The sequence below is a fragment of the Gilliamella sp. Gris3-2 genome (assembly GCF_001690345.1).
Lineage (GTDB): Bacteria > Pseudomonadota > Gammaproteobacteria > Enterobacterales > Orbaceae > Gilliamella > Gilliamella bombi.
The window spans coordinates 1-411 of record NZ_LZHB01000012.1 but is presented as its reverse complement, the minus strand read 5'-3'; the positions used below and the strand labels follow the sequence as shown (position 1 = coordinate 411).

The following is a 411-nucleotide window of genomic DNA, read 5'->3' as shown; positions in this document are numbered from 1 at the left end:
TTTTGTTTTAAATGAGCCGCTTTGGCTTGCTTGCGTTATCCAACGGTCCAAAGCTGATGGTGTCAAATCATATTCGGCAACGATTTCACTACGTGATTTACCATGTTGATAAAGACTGACCATTTGGTGTTTAAAATCATCTGTGAATGTTCGTCTTTTGCGTTTAATCTTATTCATATTTGTTCCTTTTTTAGTTGTGATAAGTTTACCTTACCCCTTAAAAAAGTTGTATGATTTAGTGTAGCCGATCCAATTCTCTATGATAAAAGAAAAGGGGATTTAATTATGAAAAAAATGACTGAACATCAAATTGTCGCTATTTTAAAAGAAGCTGAAGCGGGTATTCCGGTTAAAGAACTGTGCCGTAAATATGGCATGGGTAATTCAACTTTCTATAAATGGCGAGAAAAA

At 34.5% G+C, this 411-nt stretch carries 2 protein-coding genes; one reads left to right on the top strand and one right to left on the bottom strand.

Annotated elements, in window-relative coordinates; translation table 11 throughout:
- Positions 1 to 177 (bottom strand): transposase (locus A9G32_RS02115; RefSeq protein ID WP_141671710.1); only part of this gene is annotated, 177 nt, incomplete at its 3' end.
- A 108-nt stretch (positions 178 to 285) separates the two neighbouring features.
- On the opposite strand from A9G32_RS02115, the gene A9G32_RS02110 reads away from it, so the two are divergent.
- On the top strand, positions 286 to 411 hold a 126-nt coding region (locus tag A9G32_RS02110; protein WP_141672863.1), incomplete at its 3' end, for a transposase.